Genomic DNA, 19156 nt, shown 5'->3' with positions numbered 1-19156 from the left:
AGCGTGTGGGAGAGGCGGCGGATCGTCTCCGGCGCCCGCTGCCCCTCGGCGGTGCTCCGCTCGATCAGCTCGCGCAGCCGGTGCTCGTCGAACTGCTCGCCCCGTCGAGGCGTTCCTCCACCACGCCGTCGGTGAAGAACAGCACCTGGTCGCCGGGGTCGAGCTGCACCTTCTCGACCCGCGGCTCGCCGCCACCGAGCCCGAGGGGACGCGTCGTGGGGCCCGGGAGCTCGTCCACCACGCGGCAGCCGCGCACGAGGAGCGCGACGGGGTGGCCGGCGTTGACGTAGGTGAGGACGCCGGTCCGGGTGTCGAGCTGCCCGAGGTGGGCGGTGGCGAACTTGCCGGGGTAGGACCCGGCGACTACCCGGTCCATGTCTGAGCACAGCCGGTCCAGGTCCACGCCGGCGCGGCGGCCATGGCGGTAGGCGGCGATGACGACCGTCGACATGGTTACCGCTTCCAGGCCGTGCCCCATGGCGTCGAACACCGCGAGGTGGAGCGTGTGGGCGTCGTAGGCGTAGTCGAAGCAGTCCCCGCCGACCTCGTACGCGGGCTCGAGGATGCCGGCGAGGTCGAGCTCCGGCGTGTTCATGGACAGCGGGGCAGGGTCTGCCACTGGAGCTCCGCGGCAAGGCTCATCGGCCGCGTCGTGCGCGTCTGGGCGAACGTGTCCGTGTACTCGCTCTAGGTCACAACCAGGTCGGCGATCAGCCCCGCCAGACGCTGCGCGAGGCGGCGGTCGTGCGCGTTGGCCCGGTCCAGGGTGAACGAAAGGACGCCGACCCGGTCGGAGCCGTCGAGCATCGGCAGGTGCAGTTGCACACCGTCGTCGGTCTCCGTCTCGACCGGTTCCTCGGTGGCGAACGCCCGTCCGGTGGCGCTGCCGTCGATGGGCAGCACCTCGGCCTGCAGGCCGCGGCCCCGCAGCGGCAGGAGGGTGTGCTGGTCGTAGTCCTGCAGGTGGATGGCCACGTCGCCGCAGCCGAGGCCCGCCAACTCCTGGGCCACCAGCGGCCCGACCAGCCGCGGCGGGATCAGGTGCGCCCGGTCCAGCAAGGAGCCGAGCACGCGCTCCCCGAGGCTCTCCTCGCGGATGGCCGAGTCCCCCCGGTCGCGGAAGCCGACGGTCGGTTGCTGCTCCTCGGCCCGGTGCCTGTCCTGCGTCTCGTCGACCACCTCGGCTGCATGCACGGCTTCTTCGCCTGAGGGCGCCGGGACGCACGCCACGTTTCGCCCCCGCGCTCGGTCGTCCAGGACGGACTGGTCGGTGGGCGCCGACCAGAAGTCGACCACCTTCCCGTCGGCGTCGAAGCGGGAGATGGCGCGGCCATGGTCTCCAGCGCCCGGCCGCCGCGCGTGGCCGTCAGGATCACCACCGCGACGCCGGTGGCGTCGTCGGCGAGCAGGGTCTGCGGTTCCACCCGGAGGCTGCCCTCGGTGACCTCGAGGAGCCGGCCGAAGAACGCGAAGATCGCCGGTGCGCCGACGTACTCGCCGGCGAGCGGGTGCCGGCCCGGCTCGTGCCACCGGATGGCCGGGGCCCAGGTTCCGGCCAGTGCCTCGTAGTCCCTTCCCGAAGGCCTCGTAGGCCGTCCGCATGCTGGCGACGTTGGGGTGCTTGGACATGGCTGCCTCCTCGCACGACTGGGGGGCCCGAGTGTGGGCGGGCCCGGCTTGGCGCGGGACGGCCCCGGGCGCGCCGGGACCTGCCCCCGCGTGGCGGGTGGCGGTGGGTGCGCGGGCCGCCCCGGCGGGCTCAGCTCCGGCGGAGCAGGCGCGCCAGGCGGTGGGTGCGTCCGGCGGTCAGCTCCGCCGCCGGGACCGGCTCCTGGCGCGCGGACGCCGCGCGCTCGTGCAGCCGGGCCCTGACGTCGTGGGGCGTGTAGGCGCGGCGCTGCCGCTCGTTGCGGGCGATGACCACGCCACCGGCCGCGACACCCGCGACACCCGCGAGACCGGCAAGTCCGAGCAGCTTCCAGAAGCGCACGGTCCGTAACGTAGCGGCTCGTGCCCCGGCTCTCGTTGGACGACGCGGTCGACCTCACCCGCACCGGCGACGTCTGGGTCTTCCGCGGCCCCTCGCTCGCCGACCGCGCGATCCGCGCGCTGACCAACGCGCCGGTCAACCACGTCGGGATGGCCGTCGTCCTCGAGGACCTGCCCCCGCTGCTCTGGCACGCCGAGCTGGGGACGTCGCTGCCCGACGCGTGGACCGGTCAGCACCAGCGCGGCGTCCAGCTGCACGACCTGCGCGACGCCGTCACGACCTGGCGCCGTCGGTACGGCCAGGTGGCCTGGCTGCGCCAGCTGGTCGGCCCGGCCGAGGACGGCGGGGTGACCGCGGAGATGGAGGACGCCGTCCTGCGGACCGTCGCGCGGCTGGACGGGCGGCCCTTCCCGACCACCCGCGGCCTGGTGCGCGGCTGGGTGAACGGCCGGCTGCGGCGGCAGACCGCGGCCGAGACCGTCTTCTGCGCCGAGCTGGTCGCGGCGACCTACGCCGCGATGGGCCTGCTCCCGGCCGACCGGCCGCTCAACGCCTACGACCCGGGCAGCTTCTGGTCCGGCGACGACCTCGAGCTGCTGCAGGGCGCGCGGCTGGGCCCGGAGATCCCGGTGGACGTGCCGCCCAGCGACTGACGCCGCTCACCCGGGGCAGGGGAGGAGCCACCGCCGACGCCGGCACCACGGAGGGCTGGCCGACGTCACGCCCCGGGCGGCTGGCGGTCGGGGACGGCCTGCAGCCGCTACGCGGCGCGGCCGGACGTCCTCGCCGACGGCGCTCCTCGGAGGGCCCGGCGCCGGGGGGCAGGCGGGACATATCGGGCGCCCAAACTGTGCGCAGAATCAGGCTAATGATTCGCCTCCGAGCGGATCGGACCATGTGTGCCCAGGCGGCCCTCCTCGATGAGCGGCCGATGTTGCATCGTTACTTGTGTCACACCATGTCCGTGCGGTAGGCAGGGGGAGCACTGCTCCCGATTGCCTTCGCCGTCCGAGAGAGAGCATCTCGGCAGGCTCCGGTAATCAGTCGACTAGAAGCCCTCGCTCGGTCGAGTGGCGACGGACAGGAGTACCAAATGGGCTCTCTTCGGCGACGTGTCCTTCGGGTAGCCGCCCTGGCCTCCGCCACGGTCTTCGTGGTGACGAGTTGTTCCTCCATCGACAGCGGTGACGAGGGTGGAGGTGGGGGAGAAGGCGGTCAGGCCGGCGGTGAGCTCGTCGACTCCACGCCGCTCGGCGACGACTTCGACCCCGCGGCAGTCTTCAGTTGGGGCTACACCGTCGGTCCCAGCAGCATGGACCCGCATCGCGGATCGTCCGGGTTCGACCAGAACTGGCTCTTCCCGGCCTACGACCGGCTGATCTACATGAGCCCCGCGGGTGAGCCCGAGCCGATGCTCGCCACGGAGTGGGAGCTCAGCGAGGACGCCCGCACGATCGACATGGAGTTGCGCGAGGGCGTCGTCTTCCACGACGGCACGGAGATGGACGCCGAAGCGGTTAAGACCAGCCTCGACCGCGCTCGCACCGACGAGATGAGCAACGTCGCCCCGTTGCTGGCGTCGATCGAGAGCGTCGAGGTCACCGGCCCCCTCAGTGTCGCGATCAACCTGAACGAGCCGAACGCGGCTCTCCTGCCGAACCTCGGCGACCGCGCGGGGATGATCATCAGCCCCACGGCGCTGGAGAACCCGGACCTCGACCGCTACCCGGTCGGCGCGGGCCCGTACCGGGTGGTCGACTACCGCGACGGCGACCGGGTGGTCTACGAGAAGTTCGAGGACTACTGGGACCCGGAGATCCAGCGGACGGCCGGCCTGGAGTACCGGATCATGGCCGACGACGAGACCCGGCTGAACGCGATCCGCGCCGGCGAGGTGCACATCGGGATCGTGCGGGAGAGTCAGATCCCCTCCGCGACGCAGATGGGCCTCAACATCCTCGACGGGCCGCGTGGTTCCTACTACTACTTCTCGGTCAACTCGTCGATGGCGCCGTTCGACGACCCACTGGTCCGGCGGGCGGTGAACCACGCGCTCAACCGCGTCGAGATCGGTGACGGCATCCTGCAGGGCTACTGCACGCCCACGGTGCAGCCCTGGCCCGAGAACTCCTGGGCCTACGACGAGGACCTGGGGCCTGGCGTCGGGGAGGGCGAGTACGGCGAGCACAACGTCGAGCTCGCGCGTGAGCTGCTGGCCGAGGCCGGACACCCCGACGGCTTCGCGTTCGACGCCGTGGTCGCCAACATCACCGGCTACGTGACCATCGCCGAGGCCGTCCAGGCCCAGCTGGCGGACGCCGGCATCACGATGAACATCCGCCAGGTCGAGGCGGCGCAGGCGAGCGAGGTCTACAACGTCGAGCAGCAGGTACCTGCGGCCGTCCTCAGCTACGAGCCGACGATGGACGAGAGCGGGCCCCTCGTCACCCACTACCTGCCCGGCGCGCTCGGCAACCCCGGCGGTCTGACCAGCCCCGAGCTCGAGCGGTTGTTCGACGAGCAGAACAGCCAGATCTCTCCCGAAGACCGTGCACCGATCTTCCACGAGATCATGGCCGAGCTCACCGACCTGGACATGCACGAGATGGTGCTGTGCATGCGCCGCCGCCAGGAGGTGTTCCAGCCCGGTCTGATGGGCCTGAACATCTACCCGACCGGGGCCCGTGACTACCGCGGCGTGGCCGTCTCCACCGAGCTGTCCGACAACTGACCGACAGGTGGGGGCGGCCGGCGCCCTCGGTCGCCCCCACCTCAATCCTCCGACCGCCACCAACCCCGAGAGGTGGACGCGTGGGGCTCTTCCTCCTGCGACGGATGCTGGGTCTGTTCCCCATCCTGTTCTTCGCCGCGATGATCACCTTCCTGCTCGTCTACCTGACGCCGGGAGATCCGGCGATTGCGATGGCCGGTGAGTTCGCCACCCCCCAGCGCATCGCCGAGATCCGCGAGCGCATGGGGTTCAACGACCCGTTCCTCGTGCAGTTCTGGAGCTGGGCCAGCGGCGTCCTCACGGGCGACCTCGGCACCTCGCTCTTCAACACGACTCCCGTGTGGGAACTCGTCCTCAACCGCATGCCCGTGACGCTCTCCCTGACCCTGCTGGCGGTCTTGCTCTCCGTCGTGATAGGCGTCCCCCTGGGCCTGATCGCCGGTATGCGCAAGAACTCGCTGGCCGACCGGATCCTGACCATCCTCGCCTCGCTGGGCATCGCCACCCCGCACTTCTGGATCGGCACCATGCTGGTGCTGTTCCTGGCGCTCCAGCTGCGGCTGCTCCCGGCGACCGGGTACGTCCCCCTCACCGAGAACCCCTGGGAGTGGTTCCTGCACATGCTTCTCCCGGCCATCGCGCTGGGGGCCGGCACCATCGCGGAGATCGCCCGGCAGACGCGCAGCGGCACCATCCAGGTCCTCGAGCGCGATCACATCCGCACCGCGCGGGCCATGGGCCTGAGCACCCGGTCCATCGTCGGCAAGCACGTCATCAAGAACGCCGCGATCCCGGTCGTCACCGTGCTGGGCGTGCAGGTGGCCCACCTGCTCGGTGGCGCGGTGGTGGTCGAGCAGGTCTTCGCCCTGCCCGGCCTGGGACAGCTGCTGATCACCTCGGTCCTGCAGCGCGACATCCCGGTGATTCAAGGCGTGGTCCTGCTGACGGCCGTGATCGTCGTCCTGGTGTCCCTGCTCGTCGACCTGTCCTACAGCTACCTCAACCCGAAGGTCCGGCAGACGTGACCACACCCCCGACCTCCCCGAGTCCCGGGACCACTCCGGCGACCACCCAGCCCGCTCCCGAGTCGCTCGCCGCCGAACAGCAGGACTCGCCGGTGCCCGCGGCGCCCGTGCAGACCGCCACCGGGTCGATCCCGGCACCGGTCGCCGAGGTCAGCCCCGGGCCCATGCGCCGGTTCCTGCGGCGGTTCCGGGAGCAGAGGCTGGCGATGATCGCGCTGGTCTTCCTCGCCGTCCTCTCCATCATCGCGGCGCTCGCCCCGGTCCTGGCGCCCTTCGACCCGGCGGCCACCGACGTGCCCCGGCAGTTCACCCCGCCCGGGGGCGACTTCCTCATGGGCAGCGACGACCTGGGCCGCGACGCGCTGAGCCGGCTGCTCTACGGCACACGCATCTCCCTCGTCGCGCCGCTCATCGCCCTCGCGGTGGCCATCGGCCTCGGCGTCCCGCTGGGCATGCTGGCCGGCTACGTCGGTGGATGGCTCGACTGGCTGATCAGCCGGGTCGCGGACACGTTCATGAGCCTGCCGGCGATCATCCTCGCGATCGCCCTGGTCGCCGCGCTCGGCCCGAGCACCGTGAACGCCATGATCGCGCTGGGCATCGTCTACGCCCCGCGGCTGATGCGCGTGGTGCGCGGTGCCGTCCTGGTGGTTCGCGAGGAGACGTACATCGAGGCGTCGCGCTCCATCGGGCTGTCCGGCCCCCGCATTCTCGGGGTCCACGTGCTGCCCAACATCGTCCCGCCGATCATCGTGCAGCTGTCGCTGATGTTCGGTTTCGCCGTTCTCGCCGAGGCGAGCCTTAGCTTCCTCGGCGTCGGGGTGCAGCCACCCGACGCGAGCTGGGGCGTGCTGCTGCGACGTGGATTCGTCAATCTCTACGAGGCGCCCTGGCTGATCGTCCCGCCCGGCATCGCGATCATGCTGGTGGTGCTCGCCGTCCAGCTCATCGGCGACGGTCTACGGGACTCCCTCGGCCAGGAGATCCGGAGGTCGTGATGGCTGAGCAGATGACCACCGGGGTCCACGAGTGCCCCGGGCCGGGCACTGGGCCCGCACAGCAGGAGCCGGCGCTGGAGATCAGGGATCTCGTCGTCGAGTTCGCCACGGGCAGGGGCTACCTGCCCGTCGTGGGCCCGCTCGATCTGACGCTGCCCAAGGGGCGGACGCTGGGCCTGGTCGGGGAGTCGGGGTCCGGTAAGACCGTGACCGCGCTGTCGGTCCTCCGGCTGATCCCGGAGCCACCGGGCCGCATCCCGTCCGGGCAGGTCCTCCTCCAGGGGCAGGATCTGCTTACCCTGCGGGAGAAGGCCATGGCCGACGTCCGCGGCCGCCGGATCGCGATGATCTTCCAGGAGCCGATGACCAGTCTCGATCCGGCGTTCACGGTGGGCGCGCAGATATCCGAGGTGATCCGCCGGCACAAGGGGGGCTCCCGTCGGGCGGCGTGGAAGTCGGCCGTCGAACTCCTCGGGCGGGTCGGTATCCCGTCGCCTGAGCGGCGGGCGGGGCAGTACCCGCACGCATTCAGCGGCGGCATGCGCCAGCGGGTCATGATCGCGATGGCCGTGTCCTGCCAGCCCGACGTCCTGATCGCCGACGAGCCGACGACCGCGCTCGACGTCACGGTGCAGGCGCAGATCCTGGACCTGCTCAAGCAGCTGCAGGCAGACCTCGGCATGAGCATGGTCTTCGTGACCCACGACCTGGGTGTCGTGGCCGACGTCTGTGATGACGTCGCGGTCATGTACGCCGGCCAGGTGGTCGAGTCCGGCCCCGCCCAGGACCTGTTCGAACATCCGCAGCACCCCTACACCGAGGGCCTGCTGCAGTCCATGCCCAAGCTCGACGGCGAGCGCGCCCGGATGTCGACGATCGGTGGCGTCGTGCCGTCCCCCGACCGGCTGCCACAGGGCTGTCGATTCCACCCACGGTGCCGGTACTCGGTCGACGCCTGCGTCGCCGGGGTGCCGGACCTGCGTCCGGTACCCGGGCCGGACCGCCTGGCGCGGTGCATCCGTGCCGAGGAACTCGAGCTGGAGGGCACACGATGAGCGGAGCACTGCTGGAGGCCCGCGGGCTGCAGAAGCGGTTCGTGTCGTCGCGCAACGGCCTGGGGCTGGCGCGCGAATGGGTGCACGCCGTCAACGACGTGAGCCTGACCGTCGAGTCGGGTCAGACGATGGGCGTCGTCGGCGAGTCCGGGTCCGGCAAGTCGACCCTCGGACGGCTGCTGCTGCGGCTGATCGAGGCCGACGACGGCACGATCCACTTCGACGGGCAGGACCTGCGCGCCCTGCGCGGGCGACGGTTGCGGCAGGCGCGCGCCGACATGCAGATGGTGTTCCAGGACCCGTACGCGTCCCTGGACCCGACCAAGATGATCCTCGACTCGGTCGGCGAACCGCTGCGGGTGCACCGCGACATGGGCGGCAGGCAACTAGAGGCCCGCGTCCTGGAACTGCTCGAGTTGGTGGGCCTGGGGGAGCACCACCTCAAGCGATACCCGTACGAGTTCTCGGGTGGTCAGCGGCAGCGCATCGCGATCGCCCGCGCGGTGGCCCTCGACCCGAGGCTCGTGGTGGCCGACGAGCCGGTGTCCGCGCTGGATGTCTCCACGCAGTCGCAGGTGATCAACCTGATGCTCGACCTGCAGCAGCGCCTGGGTGTGGCCTACGTCTTCATCTCGCACGACCTCAGCGTCGTACGGCAGATCAGCGACCAGATCTCGGTGATGTACCTGGGCCGGGTGGTCGAGAACGGGCCCAGCGAGGAGGTGTACCGGGCGCCGAGGCACCCGTACACCTCCGGCCTGCTGGCCGCCGTGCCCATCCCGGATCCGCGGCGACAGCGCCGACGGGAGCGGCTGGTGCTGCGCGGCGACGCGCCCGACCCCTCGCGTCCGCCGTCCGGTTGCCCATTCCATCCCCGTTGTCCGCACGCGATGGACGTCTGCAGGACCGAGACGCCGCCGCTGGCCGAGGTGGCCTCGGGGATCGCTGCCGCCTGTCACCTGCACGACCACGGTCCGCGGCTGCAGGGCGGGACCGTGCGGGACCTCGAGACACCGAAGCCGCGGGTGGCCGAGACACTGGGAGGACAGCGATGACGACAGCGCCGACGACGGCAACACCGGCCGGCGCACTGGCCGGGTTGCGCGTCCTCGATCTCGGCAAGATCTACAACGGTCCCTACTGCGGCCTGCTCCTGGCCCATCTCGGTGCCGACGTGATCAAGATCGAGCCGCCGGGCGGGGAGACGCTGCGCTACCGGGCGGAACCGGGCAGCGAGACGCACGAGTTCGTGATGCTCAACAGCAACAAGCGTTCGCTCGTCCTGGACCTCAAGCGCCCGGAGGGCCGTGCGGTCCTGCTCGACCTCGTGCGCAGCGCCGACGTCCTCATCGAGAACTTCGCCCGCGGGGCGATGGAGCGGATGGGCCTAAACTACGAGACATTGGCGGGGATCAACCCGCGGCTGGTCGTCGGCAGCGGCAAGGGCTACGGCCGCTACGGCCCGTACGCCGACATGCCGGCGATGGACATCACCGTGCAGGCGATGAGCGGCGTCATCGCGAGCACCGGCTTCGACGACGGCCCACCGGTCAAGGCGGGCCCGGCGTTCATGGACTTCCTCGGCGGTATCCACCTGTTCTCCGGCGTCATGGCCGCCCTGCTCCAGCGGGCGACCACCGGCAGGGGGCAGCTCGTGGACGTGTCTATGCACGACACCGTGTTCCCGACGCTCGCGTCCGCGATCGGCGGAATCTTCAACCGGGTGCGGGAGAACATCCCGGAACGCACCGGCAACCGGCACAGTGGCCTGGCGGTCGCGCCCTACGGGGTCTACCCGGCCAGCGACGGGCACGTCGCGCTGTTCTGCGTCACGGAGGGCCACTGGAAGTCCCTGGTCACCGTCATGGAACGGGAGGACCTGCTCGAGGACCCCCGCTTCGGCAGCACCCATCTGCGCGCTACCCACCTCGAAGAGGTGGACGCGCAGGTGTCGGCGTGGACGCTCCTTCACGAGAAGTGGGAGCTGGTGCGGACCCTCGAGGCCTGTGGCGTGCCCTGCGCACCGGTGCAGACCGTGCGCGAAGTCGTGGACGACCCCCATCTGAAGGAGCGCGGAATGATCCGACACGTCGACCATCCCGGACTGGGACGGGTACCGGTCGTGGGCAATCCCCTGCAGCTGTCCGACTCGCCGCTCACCGAGGTGCGCCTGGCGCCCACCCTCGGGCAGCACACCGACGACGTCCTCCGTGACCTCGCCGGCTACGACGACGACCGGATCGGCGACCTCCGCGCCTCCGGGGTCGTGGCATGAGCCTGCTCGACGAGGTGGCGGCGCAGCTCCGCGAGAAGATCGGGAACAGCCAGCGCCACGACCACGGGGTCGTTGACCGGCGGCTGATCCAGCGCTATGCCGTCGCCATCGACGACCGCGAGCCGATCTTCAGCGACCCCGACCACGCCAGGGCGGCCGGCTTCGACGACGTGGTGGCCCCGCCCAACATGCTCGCCGGGGTGATCGACTGGGGCCCGGGCGACTGGCAGGACGAGCTGAAGCCGGACGGCACCGGGGACGAGGGCTGGCTCAGCGAGGCCACACGGGGCATGCGCGTCATGGGTGGCGGCGAGCAGACCGAGCTCCTGCACCCCCTGGTCGCCGGCATGCGCCTCATCGAGACCCAGACCCTGGCCGACGTCGTGGTCAAGGAGGGCCGGGCCGGCCGGCTGCTCCTCATCCACAGCGACGTGACGTTCGAGGCCGACGGCGGTCCGCTGCTCAGCCGCAGTCGCCGCACGGTTCTCGGCCGCGAGCCCGTAGAGGAGGCCACCGCATGACCCTCACCACGTCCCCCGCAGCCACGGCGCAGGTCGGCGACGCGATCCCGCCGCTGACCGTCCAGCCGACGGCGCTGCAGCTGTTCCGCTACAGCGCCGTCACTTGGAACGCGCACAAGATCCACTTCGATCCGGAGTACGCCGCGGCGGAGGGGCATCCCGGGATCCTCGTGCACTCCCATCTGCACGCGGCGTTCCTCGCCCGGGCGTGCACGCAGTGGGCGGGGCCGCTCGCCCTGCGCTCGATGGCCTACCGGATCGTCCGGCCGGCCACGCCCGCCGACCGGCTCACGGTCACGGGCACCGTCACCGCGCGCGAGATCGACGGTGACGAGATCCGGCTGGTCGTCGAGTTGGTCGAGTCCGCCGCCGACGGGCAGCCGCGTGCCACGGGGACCGCCACCGTCGGTGTGCCGGCTGCTGATGGCGGCGGACGGTGACGGGCGCGCTCCTGCCGCGGGGGGTGATCGACATGCACGTCCACACCGCTCCGGACGTGCCACCCCGGCTCATGAACGACCTGGAGCTGACCCGCGAGGTGGAGCAGGCCGGGTACCGGGGCGTCGTCCTCAAGAGCCACCACACACCGACGGCCGCACGGGCGGCCATGGCCGAGGCCGCCGTCGGCGGCGGGGTGCGCGTCCTCGGCGGGGTCGCGCTGAACACCCCCTCGACCGGGGGCATCAACGCGTCCGCGGTCGAGGCGGCGGCGGCCATGGGTGGGCGGGTGGTCTGGATGCCGACGTTCACGGCGCGCAACCACCTGCGGTTCATGGCCACGGGCCACGGGGAGGGGCTCGCGTTCCTGGGCCGGGTCGAGCGGGCGGTCGACGTCGTCGACGAACACGGCGAACTGCTGCCCGAGGTGCTGGCCGTGCTGGACGTCGTCGCGGAGCACGACCTCACGCTGGCCACCGGCCACCTCGGGCCGGCCGACATCATGCTGCTGGTGCCCGAGGCGCGCCGCCGCGGGGTGCGCCGCGTGGTCGTGACCCACCCGGAGATGGACGTCGTGTCGCTGTCGCTCGACCGGCAGGTGGAGCTCGCCGAGCTGGGCGGCGTGTGGTTCGAGCGGGTCGCCGTCATCACCCGGTCGCCGATGGACCACCCGGTGTCCGACATCGCCGAGGCCATCCGGGTCGTCGGCGTGGAGAGCACCGTGCTCGCCACCGACCTCGGCCAGCCGGGCAACCCGTCGCCGGTGCGCGGGCTGGAGGAGTACGTCGCGGCCCTGCGCCGGTGCGGCTTCGGGACGGACGAGATCGAGGCCATGGTCTGCGCCGCTCCGGCCGCGGCTCTGGCGCTGGGCACCGAGGAGGGGTCGTGAGCACGGTGCAGACGTGGCGGGCCGACGAGGCGTGGGAGTCCGTGCCCGAGGACCCGGCGGGGCTGTTCGCCGCCGTGGAGGAGAACGGCTGGGGCGACGGCCTGCCGGTCGTGCCGCCGACGGTCGAGCGCGTGCAGGCGTGCCTCGACACGGTCACCGCCGATCCCGACGAGGTCCTGGGTGCGATGCCGGTCGCCGGTGGCCAGGTGACACCGGCGAAGGTCGCCGCCAATGCGGTGCTCGCCGGGTGCCCGCCGGCCGCCTTCCCGGTGGTCCTGACGGCGATCCGGGCGATGCTGCGCCCCGAGTTCAACCTGACCGGACTGCAGGCGACGACGCACCCCGTGGCGCCCCTGGTCGTCGTCCACGGACCGATCGCCCGCGAACTGGGGATGAACTGGAGCTCGGGGGCGTTCGGACCGGGCAACGTCGCCAACGCCACCATCGGACGCGCCGTGCGGCTCTGCCTGATGAACCTGGGACACGCCCGCCCGGGCCGGGGTGACCGGGCCACGCACGGGCAGCCCAGCAAGTACACCTACTGCGTCGCCGAGAACGCCGACGAGTCGCCCTGGGAGCCCTACCACGTGACCCAGGGCCTGTCGGCCGACGACAGCGCGGTCACCGTCTACGGCGCCGAGAACCCGCACAACGTCAACGACCACGTCAGCGACGACGCCAGGGGAGCCCTGGGCACGGTCGCCCTGACGCTGGCCAACGCCGGCTGCAACAACGTGCACTACACGCTCGGCGAGATCTTCGTCGTGCTGGGGCCCGAGCACGCCGCCTCCGTCGCGGCGTCGGGATTCACCCGCGAGGACGTCCAGCTGTGGCTGTACGACCACGCCCGCCTGCCGCTGCGCGACCTCCGCGATCGGACGATGTGGAACGGCCGGCAGTGGCCCGCGTGGATGAACGCCGACGCCGACGACGGGCCGGACCGTCGCCTGCCCGTGGTGCGTGCGCCGCACGCCCTGCGCGTCCTCGTCGTCGGAGGACCCGGAAAGCACTCCTGCGTCATCCCGGGTTTCGGGGAGACGCACAGCCTGACCGAGCCGCTCGTGGCTCGCTCCTGAGGAGGTGGATATGTCGTCGCTCCGCGTGCTCAACCCGCTCGGGGTGGTGCCCGGTCCCGAGCAGTCGTCCGTTCTCGCGGCCACCGACCTGGCGGGCAAACGGGTCGTGCTGCTCGAGAACGGCAAGCAGAACGCTCGCGAGCTGCTCACAGGCGTGGCCGAACGGCTACGCGAGCGTCATCCGGGCCTGACCTATGAGATCCGGCGGAAAGAGAGCGCGTCACTGCCGGCCGATCCCGCGCTGCTGGTCGAGATCATCAAGCAGGCCGACGTCGTCCTGACCGGGAGCGGCGACTAGGGCAGCTGCACGTCGTGGAGTTGCCGCGACATGGTGGAGCTGGAGAAGGCAGGCGTACCGACGGCGCTGCTGTGCACGACGCCGTTCATGGCCATCGCCAAGGCGATGGGGTCGGGATCGGGACGGAGCAGCCTGCGGGTGGTCGAGATCGCGCACCCGCTGGGAGCGATCAGTCCTGAAGAGGTCGAGGGGCGAGCCGAGAGCGCCGTCGACCGCGTGGAGCAGGTGTGGAGAGGAGAAGGGTTGACGTGAGCGTCACGGAGGCTGATCTGGCGCAGGTCAGCGCTGCACTGGAACTGCTGCAGGAGGGCTTCGTGCAGGACGGCGGCTCATTGGCGGTGGAGGGCGCCGGCGATTCCGTCGAGGTGCGGCTCGTGCTCACCGACGAGTCGTGCGCCGACTGCATCGTCGGGCCGGAAATCTTCCGCTCGATCGTCCTGGGGCGGCTGCAGGACGCGGGGGTCACAGCACCGGTCACAGTCCGCGATCCCCGTGAGTGACGGGGCGTTCCGGGTCGCCGTCCTGCCCGGTGACGGGATCGGCCCGGAGGTCACGGCGGAGGCGGTCAAGTGCCTCGAGGCCGTCGCCGAGGTGCACGGCCTGACGTGCGCGACGACGCAGTTCCCGCACGGCGCGGAGCACTACCTGGCGTCCGGCGAGGTGATGTCGGACGAGAGCTTCGCCGCGATCTCGGGCCACGACGCCATCCTCTTCGGCGCGACGGGAGACCCTCGGGTGCCCGGCCGGATGCTGGGTCGCGGCATCCTGTTCCGCCTGGTCCGTGACCTCGGGCTGGATCTGTCCATCCGGCCGGTCCGGTTGTACGCACCGTCCCTGTCGCCGCTGCGGTCCACCGAGGACGGCCGCGTCGACCTCGTGCTCGTGCGGGAGGCCGCCCAGGACGTCTCGGCGGTGCCCGGCGGCACGGTCTCAGCCGGAAGCCCGGACGAGGTGTCGGTGGGACAGATCGTCTTCAGCCGCCGGATCGTGGAGAAGACGATCCGACACGCCTTCGAGCTGGCGCGGCGGCGCGGCCGCCAACGGCGCGTCAGCCTGTGCGACCACGCCAACATCGCCGAGGTCTACGACATCTGGGGCCGGGTCGCCGAGGAGGTCGCCGCGGAGTACCCGGACGTGGAACTGGAGAGCGCGGCGCCCGACGCCGTGGCAATGCAACTGGTGAAGAACCCCGCGCACTTCGACGTCATCGTTACGTCCATGGTGTTCGGCGGGATCTTCGCCGACCTCGCCGCGGTGCTCGCCGGCGGCGTCGGCCTCGCGGGATCCGTCCGGCTAAACCCGGGCTCGGTGTCGCTGTTCGAGCCGATCCACGGGTCGGCACCCAAGTACGCCGGCAAGGACGTCGTGTCCCCCGTCGGGGCCATCGCCTCGGTGGTGCTGCTCCTGCGCCACGTCGGGCACGAGGACGCGGCCGCCGCGCTCGACCGCGCGATCGAGCAGGCATTCGTCCGGCGCGCCATCCCCAGCGCGGCGAGCAACAGCGGGATCGGCACCCGCCGACAGGGCGACGTCATCGCCGCGCTGGTGCGGGAGGGGGTCTGATGTCGGGATCGACGTCGCCGGCCGACGGTCCGCTCGCCGGCCGCAGGGTGGTCGTGACCGGCGCCTCCTCGGGCATCGGCGAGAGCACCGTGCGGCTGTGCGTCGCCCAGGGCGCGCGGGTCGCCGCGGTGGCCCGCCGGGGCGATCGGCTCCGGCGGCTCGCCGACGAGCTGGGTGTCGTGCCCGTGGTCGCCGATCTGGCCGCCCCGGGCGGGCCCGGCACGGCCGTGGCGGCAGCGGCCGAGGGGCTGGACGGCATCGACGTGCTGGTCAACAACGCGGGCGTCTACCTGCTGGGCGGCCTCTCCGACGGTCGACCGGCGGACTGGCGGCGGATGTTCGACCTCAACGTCCTCTCGGTGCTCGAGACTAGCCAGGCCGCGCTGCCGTACCTGCGGGAGTCGGCGCGCGGTCACGTCGTCAACGTGAGCTCGGTCGGTGGACGGCGGGTCGCGCGGATCTCCACCGCCGTGTACAGCGCGACGAAGTTCGCGCTCTACGCGATCAGCGAGGGCATGCGCCAGGAGCTGCATCCCGCAGGGGTGCGGGTCAGCGTCGTCTCACCCGGGGTGGTCCGCACCGAGCTCGGCGTGGGGACGGCCGACGAGGAGCTGCTGGCCCAGGTCCAGGCGAAGCAGGCGGCGATGGGCATCGGTCCCGACTCGGTGGCCCGGGCGATCGCCTACGTGCTGGCCGAGCCGCCCGAGGTGGCCGTGTTCGAGATGGTCGTCCTGCCGACGGCGCAGCCAGCCTGACGGTGGCCGGTGGCAGCGCCCGTCCAGGGCAGGAGGACCGTCGATGAGCGCCGAGCCGCACCCGCGTGCGCCCCTCCAGGTCACCCCGCCGAAGGCTGCCGAGATCATCGCGGCGGACCTCCGCGCGCGGATCATCGGCGAGCGGTTGCCCCCCGGCTCGTCGCTGCCCTCCGAGACCGAGCTGATGGACATCTACTCCTTCAGCCGCGCCAGCATCCGGGAGGCGCTCCGGCTCCTGGAGTCCGACGGACTCATCTACATCAAGCGAGGAGCGCGCGGCGGGGTCCGCGTGGCGCGGCCCTCGATGAGCCAGCTCAGCCGCAGCTTCGCCGTCCTGTTCGCCACCGAGGGGACGCCGCTGCGCGACCTGATCCGGTTCCGGCAGCTCCTCGAACCCGCCGCTGCGGCGACCGCCGCCGTGCGCGCCGACCACGAGCAGCAGGAGCGCCTGATGGAGGCGACCGAGCGCCTCGGCACGCACGCCACGTCCGGGGCCGACCTCGAATTCCACCGCATCCTGATCAGTTGCTCTGACAACCACCTTCTGCGGACCAGCCTGCTCGCGGTGCAGCAGCTCTCCGACTGGCACATCCCGGCCGAGCAGTTGTCGGCGCAGGATCTGCACGGGGCCCGGACGGCTCATCGGCGACTAGCCCTGGCCGTCGTCCGGCGGGACGCGGAGGAGGCGAGCCGGCTCATGACCGTGCACCTGCACGCGTTCGAGAAGGTTCTGCACCGCCTCGGCCGGCTCGACGAGCCGATCCTCCCGGTGTCCCGGTGGAACAGCGTCGTCACGGAGATGGAGAGCGGCGCCCAGGTCCCGGACGGTCACGTGGGCTGAGGCTGCCGTCCGACCGCGCGAACGGGCCGGCGCCGTGCACCTTTGAGGAGGATCCGTGGCGCCGGCCCGTCCGGCGGGAGGCTCAGACGCGGCCGCCGAGGACGTGACGGGCGATGAGCATGCGCTGGACCTCGTTCGGCCCCTCGCCGATTCGCCGGATCCGCATCTCGCGGTACCAGCGCTCGAACGGCAGCTCCTTGGCCACACCCAGTCCGCCGTGGATCTGCATCGACCGGTCGACCACGCGGGATGCGGCCTCGGTGCAGAACATCTTGGCCACGGCGGCCTCGGTACGGACGTCGGCACCGGCGTCGGCCCTGGCCGCCGCGTCGAGCACCAGCAGGCGCGAGGTGCGGATGTCGACCTCGTTGTCCACGAGCATCCACTGGATGCCCTGTTGCTCGGCCAGCGGCTTGCCGAACGTCTCCCGGTTCTTGGCGTACTCGACGGCCCGACCGTGGGCCGCGATGGCGACCCCGATGCAGAAGGCCGAGTACGGGATCCGCTGCCGGACCAGGCGGTCCGCGGCGAGGGTGAAGCCCTGGCCGACCTCACCGAGCCGGTTGGCGTCGGGGACGCGCACGTTGTCGAAGGCGAGCTCGGTGGCGGGATAGGTCGTGCGGAGGGTGTGCACGATGCGCTGCACCGAGAAGCCCGGCATGTCGGCGTCGACGATGAACGACGTGATGCCGTTGCGGCCGGGGCCGGTGCGGGCGACGACGATGCCGTAGTCGGAGGCGTGAGCACCGGAGATCCACAACTTGCTGCCGTTCAGGACCCAGTCGTCGCCGTCGCGCACGGCGGTCGTGCGGATCGCCCGGGCGGGGTCCGAGCCACCGGACGGCTCGCTCAGTGCGAAGAAGCCGTGCCGCTCGCCGCGCAGCGTGGGGTAGAGGTACCGCTCCTTCTGGTCCTCGTTGGCCTCGTACAGGTGCGCCAGCCCCGCCCCGCCGAACACGCCGTAGCAGGGGGCGTAGAGGCCGGCCCGGTGCTGGCTCATCTCGATGGCGAGCAGCACCTGCGTGACGGTGTCCAACCCGGGGCCGCCCACCTCCGCCGGAGCGTCCCACGCCTTGAGTCCCATCTGGTCGACCCGCTTGGCCAACCGCTCGTGCTCGTCGGCGGGCAGCTGCCCGGCGTCGGGGTCCAGATCGGTCTCGAGCGGGACGATCTCCTTCTGCACGAACTGGCGGACGGTGTCGACGAGCGACCGCTGCTCGTCGCTGGGCGTGAAGTCGATCACGGGATCGCCTCTCCTCGGGGGCCGATCGGGAGCAACGGCCGGGGCAGTTCGTCGGGGTCGTTGTCAGGCGGGGGCGAGCCGAAGGTCGCCACGTGGGTGGCGAGCAGCTCGTGCCAGCGGGTCAGGTAGGCGGTGGTGACCTCGGCGCGGAACTCGGCGCCGGGCAGTTGCCCGGCCCGCGCGGTGAGCTCTCCCCGCAGCCCGAACAGCGACCGGGCGCCGGCGTAGCCGATCAGCCGGACGACGCCGGCGACGCGGATCTCGTAGACGCCCACCGCCGGCTCCAGGGAACGGGTCTCGGCCCCCTCCAGCGGCCGCCACGACGAGCGGATCTGCAGGGCTCTCACGACGGGCCCTCGGACGGGATCGTGCCGATCAGGGTGCGTCCACCGGACAAGAGCTGCTCCTCGTGACATCCCGGACGCAGCCGGGGGAGGGGGATGTGAGCGAACGTAGGGCCATCGCGCAGTCGCGGTCAATCCTTACACTCGAAGTGTTTTGCGTGGCTCGGGCATCTTCGTGCATCAGCAGAGAAAATGTCCACGACCGCCTCCCGGCGGGTTGACCGGAGCGAACAACCGGACTAATCCTTAGCCTGAATCGCTCGACCAGCGGAGCGCCATTCGGGCGCCGTCCGGAGGGTTGGTCCACATGGATCTCGGTCTCGGCAAGCGCGTCGCTCTCGTGACCGGCGCGAGCCAGGGAATCGGGCGCGCGGTCGCCGCGCGGCTGCACGGCGAGGGTGCCTCGGTGATCGTCTGCGCCCGTGACGGCGACCGGCTCGAGCGCGCGGTCGACCAGTGGCGCACCGGCCGCGGCGAGGTGGCCGTCGTCCCTGCCGACGTCACGCGTGACGAGGACCTGGAGCGGCTGGTCGATGTCGGCCGTGAGCGCTTCGGCGGGGTTGACATCCTCGTCAACAACGCGGGGACCTCGGCGCGCAGCCCGTTCCTGGACCTGACCGTGGCCCGCCAGGAGGCCGACCTCCGGCTGAAGGTCTTCGCGGCCATGCGCCTGGCCCAGCTGACGCTCCCCACCATGATCGACAACGGGTGGGGACGGATCGTCAACGTCACCGCGATCCAGGGCAAGCATCCTGAGGCCGGCTCCATGCCGACCGGGGTGTCCCGTGCCGCCGGGATCGCCTTCACGAAGGCCCTGTCGAAGGAGATGGCGCAGCACGGTGTGCTGGTCAACACCGTCTGCATCGGGCTGGTGCGCAGCGGCCAGCTCGACGCCCGACGGTCGTCGCCGGACGTCGACTTCGACGAGCACTACCGGCAGCTGTCCGAGGACCACGGCATCCCCCTGGGGCGGGTGGGCCGGCCCGAGGAGGTCGCCGCGGTCGTGGCGTTCCTGTGCTCGGACGCCGCGTCCTACGTCACGGGCGCCGCCCTCAACGTCGACGGCGGCCTGTCGCACGCCGTCTGAATCGCGCCCCCGCCGCGCCCACCGTTC

General features: G+C 71.6%; 21 protein-coding genes and 2 pseudogenes. 17 read left to right on the top strand and 6 right to left on the bottom strand.

Going from position 1 to position 19156, the window contains the following annotated elements; genetic code table 11:
- Positions 1–64: 64 nt before the first annotated feature.
- The 4 genes and pseudogenes from ACI79K_RS00460 to ACI79K_RS00445 all read right to left on the bottom strand — a co-directional run bounded on the left by ACI79K_RS00460 (position 65) and on the right by ACI79K_RS00445 (position 1990).
- A complete protein-coding gene (locus tag ACI79K_RS00460; protein WP_456598608.1) occupies positions 65–619 on the bottom strand; it encodes a PP2C family protein-serine/threonine phosphatase in 555 nt (184 codons plus the stop codon).
- 68 nt (positions 620–687) lie between these two features.
- Positions 688–1194 (bottom strand): hypothetical protein, encoded by a 507-nt coding sequence (locus ACI79K_RS00455; RefSeq protein WP_456598607.1) that lies wholly within the window; start codon positions 1192–1194, stop codon positions 688–690.
- Positions 1195–1346: 152 nt separating this feature from the next.
- Positions 1347–1763, bottom strand: a pseudogene (locus tag ACI79K_RS00450) (nuclear transport factor 2 family protein); the annotation flags it as partial.
- On the bottom strand, positions 1760–1990 hold the full coding sequence (locus ACI79K_RS00445) for a hypothetical protein (RefSeq protein WP_456598606.1): 231 nt from the start codon (positions 1988–1990) through the stop codon (positions 1760–1762). The gene ACI79K_RS00445 and the pseudogene ACI79K_RS00450, both read right to left, overlap by 4 nt.
- Before the next feature lie 20 nt (positions 1991–2010).
- Between ACI79K_RS00445 and ACI79K_RS00440 the strand changes: the two genes are divergently transcribed.
- The 16 genes and pseudogenes from ACI79K_RS00440 (at position 2011) to ACI79K_RS00365 (ending at position 16455) form a co-directional block, all read left to right on the top strand.
- Complete coding sequence (locus ACI79K_RS00440) at positions 2011–2643, top strand: hypothetical protein (RefSeq protein ID WP_456598605.1); 633 nt, start codon at positions 2011–2013, stop codon at positions 2641–2643.
- A gap of 440 nt (positions 2644–3083) precedes the next feature.
- Positions 3084–4721: an ABC transporter substrate-binding protein gene (locus tag ACI79K_RS00435; protein WP_456598604.1), complete on the top strand. Its 1638-nt coding sequence runs from the start codon at positions 3084–3086 to the stop codon at positions 4719–4721.
- 80 nt (positions 4722–4801) lie between these two features.
- Positions 4802–5746: an ABC transporter permease gene (locus ACI79K_RS00430; RefSeq protein ID WP_456598603.1), complete on the top strand. Its 945-nt coding sequence runs from the start codon at positions 4802–4804 to the stop codon at positions 5744–5746.
- On the top strand, positions 5743–6744 hold the full coding sequence (locus tag ACI79K_RS00425; protein WP_456598602.1) for an ABC transporter permease: 1002 nt from the start codon (positions 5743–5745) through the stop codon (positions 6742–6744). Before ACI79K_RS00430 ends, ACI79K_RS00425 begins: the two co-directional genes overlap by 4 nt.
- Positions 6744–7799 carry an ABC transporter ATP-binding protein gene (locus ACI79K_RS00420; protein WP_456598601.1) on the top strand — a complete coding sequence of 352 codons (1056 nt, stop codon included), beginning with the start codon at positions 6744–6746 and terminating at the stop codon, positions 7797–7799. The genes ACI79K_RS00425 and ACI79K_RS00420 overlap by 1 nt, the downstream gene beginning before the upstream one ends.
- On the top strand, positions 7796–8854 hold the full coding sequence (locus ACI79K_RS00415) for an ABC transporter ATP-binding protein (protein WP_456598600.1): 1059 nt from the start codon (positions 7796–7798) through the stop codon (positions 8852–8854). The genes ACI79K_RS00420 and ACI79K_RS00415 overlap by 4 nt, the downstream gene beginning before the upstream one ends.
- Entirely contained in the window at positions 8851–10074 is a 1224-nt protein-coding gene (locus ACI79K_RS00410; protein ID WP_456598599.1) for a CaiB/BaiF CoA transferase family protein, read from the top strand. Before ACI79K_RS00415 ends, ACI79K_RS00410 begins: the two co-directional genes overlap by 4 nt.
- The gene (locus ACI79K_RS00405; protein ID WP_456598598.1) at positions 10071–10595 is read left to right on the top strand and encodes an FAS1-like dehydratase domain-containing protein; all 525 of its coding nucleotides are present in this window, start codon (positions 10071–10073) and stop codon (positions 10593–10595) included. The genes ACI79K_RS00410 and ACI79K_RS00405 overlap by 4 nt, the downstream gene beginning before the upstream one ends.
- Entirely contained in the window at positions 10592–11035 is a 444-nt protein-coding gene (locus ACI79K_RS00400) for a MaoC/PaaZ C-terminal domain-containing protein (RefSeq protein ID WP_456598597.1), read from the top strand. The genes ACI79K_RS00405 and ACI79K_RS00400 overlap by 4 nt, the downstream gene beginning before the upstream one ends.
- Before the next feature lie 32 nt (positions 11036–11067).
- Positions 11068–11922, top strand: a complete 855-nt coding sequence (locus tag ACI79K_RS00395) for a DUF6282 family protein (protein WP_456598596.1) — start codon at positions 11068–11070, stop codon at positions 11920–11922.
- Complete coding sequence (locus ACI79K_RS00390; RefSeq protein WP_456598595.1) at positions 11919–12998, top strand: hypothetical protein; 1080 nt, start codon at positions 11919–11921, stop codon at positions 12996–12998. The genes ACI79K_RS00395 and ACI79K_RS00390 overlap by 4 nt, the downstream gene beginning before the upstream one ends.
- Positions 12999–13008: 10 nt before the next feature.
- Positions 13009–13548: pseudogene (locus tag ACI79K_RS00385) on the top strand (UGSC family (seleno)protein).
- Positions 13545–13796, top strand: coding sequence for a hypothetical protein (locus ACI79K_RS00380; RefSeq protein ID WP_456598594.1), 252 nt, complete (start codon positions 13545–13547; stop codon positions 13794–13796). Before ACI79K_RS00385 ends, ACI79K_RS00380 begins: the two are co-directional and overlap by 4 nt.
- A complete protein-coding gene (locus ACI79K_RS00375) occupies positions 13789–14859 on the top strand; it encodes an isocitrate/isopropylmalate dehydrogenase family protein (RefSeq protein WP_456598593.1) in 1071 nt (356 codons plus the stop codon). Before ACI79K_RS00380 ends, ACI79K_RS00375 begins: the two co-directional genes overlap by 8 nt.
- Positions 14859–15614 (top strand): SDR family oxidoreductase, encoded by a 756-nt coding sequence (locus ACI79K_RS00370; RefSeq protein ID WP_456598592.1) that lies wholly within the window; start codon positions 14859–14861, stop codon positions 15612–15614. The genes ACI79K_RS00375 and ACI79K_RS00370 overlap by 1 nt, the downstream gene beginning before the upstream one ends.
- A 43-nt stretch (positions 15615–15657) precedes the next feature.
- The gene (locus ACI79K_RS00365; RefSeq protein WP_456598591.1) at positions 15658–16455 is read left to right on the top strand and encodes a FadR/GntR family transcriptional regulator; all 798 of its coding nucleotides are present in this window, start codon (positions 15658–15660) and stop codon (positions 16453–16455) included.
- A gap of 82 nt (positions 16456–16537) precedes the next feature.
- Here the strand turns inward: ACI79K_RS00365 and ACI79K_RS00360 are convergent, their stop codons facing one another.
- Positions 16538–17698: an acyl-CoA dehydrogenase family protein gene (locus ACI79K_RS00360; RefSeq protein ID WP_456598590.1), complete on the bottom strand. Its 1161-nt coding sequence runs from the start codon at positions 17696–17698 to the stop codon at positions 16538–16540.
- A complete protein-coding gene (locus tag ACI79K_RS00355) occupies positions 17695–18045 on the bottom strand; it encodes a hypothetical protein (RefSeq protein ID WP_456598589.1) in 351 nt (116 codons plus the stop codon). The genes ACI79K_RS00360 and ACI79K_RS00355 overlap by 4 nt, the downstream gene beginning before the upstream one ends.
- 304 nt (positions 18046–18349) lie before the next feature.
- On the opposite strand from ACI79K_RS00355, the gene ACI79K_RS00350 reads away from it, so the two are divergent.
- A complete protein-coding gene (locus ACI79K_RS00350; protein WP_456598588.1) occupies positions 18350–19129 on the top strand; it encodes an SDR family oxidoreductase in 780 nt (259 codons plus the stop codon).
- Positions 19130–19156 lie beyond the last annotated feature (27 nt).

The organism is Blastococcus sp. SYSU DS0616 (assembly GCF_054051015.1).
This window is presented reverse-complemented; position numbering and strand designations above follow the sequence as displayed.

Coding starts and splice junctions, on each gene's coding strand:
- ACI79K_RS00435 (WP_456598604.1), top strand. CDS start 3,084: ATGGGCTCTCTTCGGCGACGTGTCCTTCGGGTAGCCGCCCTGGCCTCC.
- ACI79K_RS00420 (WP_456598601.1), top strand. CDS start 6,744: ATGGCTGAGCAGATGACCACCGGGGTCCACGAGTGCCCCGGGCCGGGC.
- ACI79K_RS00415 (WP_456598600.1), top strand. CDS start 7,796: ATGAGCGGAGCACTGCTGGAGGCCCGCGGGCTGCAGAAGCGGTTCGTG.
- ACI79K_RS00410 (WP_456598599.1), top strand. CDS start 8,851: ATGACGACAGCGCCGACGACGGCAACACCGGCCGGCGCACTGGCCGGG.
- ACI79K_RS00405 (WP_456598598.1), top strand. CDS start 10,071: ATGAGCCTGCTCGACGAGGTGGCGGCGCAGCTCCGCGAGAAGATCGGG.
- ACI79K_RS00400 (WP_456598597.1), top strand. CDS start 10,592: ATGACCCTCACCACGTCCCCCGCAGCCACGGCGCAGGTCGGCGACGCG.
- ACI79K_RS00395 (WP_456598596.1), top strand. CDS start 11,068: ATGCACGTCCACACCGCTCCGGACGTGCCACCCCGGCTCATGAACGAC.
- ACI79K_RS00370 (WP_456598592.1), top strand. CDS start 14,859: ATGTCGGGATCGACGTCGCCGGCCGACGGTCCGCTCGCCGGCCGCAGG.
- ACI79K_RS00365 (WP_456598591.1), top strand. CDS start 15,658: ATGAGCGCCGAGCCGCACCCGCGTGCGCCCCTCCAGGTCACCCCGCCG.
- ACI79K_RS00350 (WP_456598588.1), top strand. CDS start 18,350: ATGGATCTCGGTCTCGGCAAGCGCGTCGCTCTCGTGACCGGCGCGAGC.